Genomic DNA, 2,858 nt, shown 5'->3' with positions numbered 1-2,858 from the left:
TCCCCATACATCATAAAAAATAAATTTAGGAAAGTGTAAAGAAATAATTTTTAAAATATATAGAATCACTAATATTATTAGACTAATGATTTGATATTTTTTTATTTTAATCACCTACTTTCATTTGCTATCTTTCTCAAAAAACCCGCCCACGTAGAAAACTATTTGATGGATTGATTAAAGATATAAAAAGATCTATTAAATTCAACAACATTATAGCTGTTAATATAATTAACACCATTTTTTTTATAATTAATATAATTTTCTTAAGCATGTTTTTTCACCTACATTTATCTTATTCTAAGACTTCACCTTCTATAAGGTGGAGTTCCTCTTATAAATCACTTACTAAATCTTTTCCTACAAGAATTGTAGCTTGTCCTGCTCCAATTGTAAAGCACTTCATTTCTCTATCTTCACAATAGTAGAATTCATCTGCAGCTATTCTTTCAGCTTCATAATGGGTCTACAAACAAAATTATACTGGCATGATATATGCTATTGTCTGTACTACTAGAAGTCCTGTTGTGTTTCCCAATTCCGTTAAAATTGATTCATTTGCAGTAAATTGTCCTCTATACCTTGTGTAAAACAGTGCAAATCCCTTGTGATTTGCTCCTTGAGTTCTATAATCTTCCAATGATTTGCTTCCGCTTACCATTCCATCATTTATTGAGACTAATAACTGGCCTTGATTAGGTGTCTCTCCGCTAAGCGTTATATTGTTAAAGTAATCATTTATATTTAAAGTGTGTTTTGCAAATTCATTTTCTGTTCTTGGAAACGAGGTACTCCTTACTTCTCTGTTTCCATCACTATCAAGAATAGGTATTTACCCACCTACTGAAGCAGCAGGGTAAATACCTATGTGTATGATTTAAATCATCAGTCTTTTAGTTTAGGGTGTTGATAAAACTGTCGAGTTAGTCAAATAACCCTTTTGATATTCAACCCAAGATTTCGTATTCTGATTGTGCATCTGTGTTTTTATTTTCAACTTCTTTTTTGTGAAATCCCCCCAAAAACATGTATATTAATAAAAACTGCGCAACAAAACCTGGTATCAAAAGAACAACCCCAGAACCCCCCCACCCCTTTATAAAAAATTCAGTATATATACGAATAATGAAATGTGAGTGGTAAAAATTTGCTAATAGTAAATCGCAATCTAATATATGGGACGCTATCCAGTCATAATTAAACAAAATATAATATAATGCTAGCAATAAAAATATGTTAAATTTAAATTTCCATTGTCCTTTTTTTCTTTTTTCAATTAAAATGTAATTTATTCTAAATACTATTCCAAAAATAATATTTAAAACCATAAATAAAATAACCCACCATATATTGTCGTTGTATTTATTGAAGCTAAAAACAATAACTTTTAAAATATATAGACTCACTAATATTATCAAACTAATAATTTGGTATTTTTTTATTTTAATCACCTGCTTTCATTTACTATCATTTTTTATTAATAAGGCCATAGTCTATTGAAAAAACTATTTGATGGATTGTTTAAATGTATAAAAAAATCTATCAAATTCAACAACATTATACCTATTACTATGATTAACATAATTCTTTTTATAATTAACACAATTTTTTTAAGCATATTTTTTCACCTACATTTATCTTATTCTAAGACTTCACCTTCTATAAGGTGACGTTCCTATTATAACTCTTCAGGTGGAGTTGAGTCTCCACCTGAAGCCTCGATGTTTAGCTTTAGCTAAACGAGTTCACTGAAATTGTTCTTCTGGTACAGGCTTTTCCCATCCCGGAAGATTAGATTCAGGAGTAGAAAAATCAATGTCTGCCGCATTTAGCAAACTCAAAATAAATGAGTTAGAATTGTAACGGTCGCTGCCCTCTTTAATGCTATCAGATCCAGGATCATAGTTCAAAGGTTTTTTTGATTCGTAATTATTTCTCAATTATGTAAGCATATTTTAATGCTCAAAACAATTATAATAATTGGGTTAAGTATGCTTATGAATTTACGAAACTTTGCACTAGTTTAATAGTCAATGTTATATTCTTCCAATATGTTTTGATAATACTCTGCATCTTCCCAAAATCTATAAAAATCCATTTCTTCCTCAGTTAATTCATTATTTATATATCTACGTATTATTTCTATAGCTTCTGCATCATTGCTTTTTATTAAAAAAACTATAGCGTTTATTGCATAATCGCGATTTTCCATTGATTTTTTGGCTACTGGAATTAAAAATCCATATTCATCAGGATCTAATTCTCTTAGTTCATATGTTCTTACTTTTCTAAAGTCTTTTTCATCATCTAATTTAAATAAATAATATCTATCAATTATATAGCATCTTATATTTTCGTCTTTATAATAAGCATTAATCCTTTCTTTTTTTTCTACTGTTGAACTGGTCTCAATAATTGGTCTACGAGATATTTCTTCACCATCTTTAAGATAATATTCTAAAATATAAGTTTTTTTGGGCCAGGTACTGTTTACTTTTACCTTAATTAAAAATTCATCACCATAATCAGTAACAATAGTATATGTCTCTACAGGTGTAGAAAACACTTTAATTGCTATTGCCACAACTATTATCGTAAATATCAATATACTTGCTACTATACCAAGCTTTTTCATATTTTTATCATCTCTACTTTCATGAAAAACAACTCAAAGAGCATTTTCTTCTATAATGTGCTAAATTAAAAAATTCGCAGGAAGTTTTTTGCAATACCGAAAGCATAGCACAAACCAAGTGCTTGGTTTGTGCTATGCTTATTTTAAAAACTTAAGTTAGTTTAATAATCAATGTTATATTCTTCTAATATATTTTTATAATACTCTGCATCTTCCCAGAATT

4 protein-coding genes are annotated in these 2,858 nt (G+C 28.5%); all 4 read right to left on the bottom strand.

Annotated elements, in window-relative coordinates; all coding sequences use genetic code 11:
• Positions 1–478: 478 nt before the first annotated feature.
• Positions 479–661: a hypothetical protein gene (locus tag RBH29_RS17355; RefSeq protein WP_306698268.1), complete on the bottom strand. Its 183-nt coding sequence runs from the start codon at positions 659–661 to the stop codon at positions 479–481.
• Between the two features lie 286 nt (positions 662–947).
• The gene (locus tag RBH29_RS17350; protein WP_306698267.1) at positions 948–1,328 is read right to left on the bottom strand and encodes a hypothetical protein; all 381 of its coding nucleotides are present in this window, start codon (positions 1,326–1,328) and stop codon (positions 948–950) included.
• A gap of 417 nt (positions 1,329–1,745) precedes the next feature.
• A complete protein-coding gene (locus tag RBH29_RS17345) occupies positions 1,746–1,940 on the bottom strand; it encodes a hypothetical protein (RefSeq protein ID WP_306698266.1) in 195 nt (64 codons plus the stop codon).
• 83 nt (positions 1,941–2,023) lie between these two features.
• Positions 2,024–2,635, bottom strand: coding sequence for a hypothetical protein (locus RBH29_RS17340; protein WP_306698265.1), 612 nt, complete (start codon positions 2,633–2,635; stop codon positions 2,024–2,026).
• Between the last annotated feature and the right edge of the window lie 223 nt (positions 2,636–2,858).

Source organism: Herbivorax alkaliphila (assembly GCF_030848475.1).
Classification (GTDB): Bacteria; Bacillota; Clostridia; order Acetivibrionales; family Acetivibrionaceae; genus Herbivorax.
Note: the sequence above shows the minus strand (reverse complement) of the source record. Positions and strands in the feature narration are given on the sequence as shown.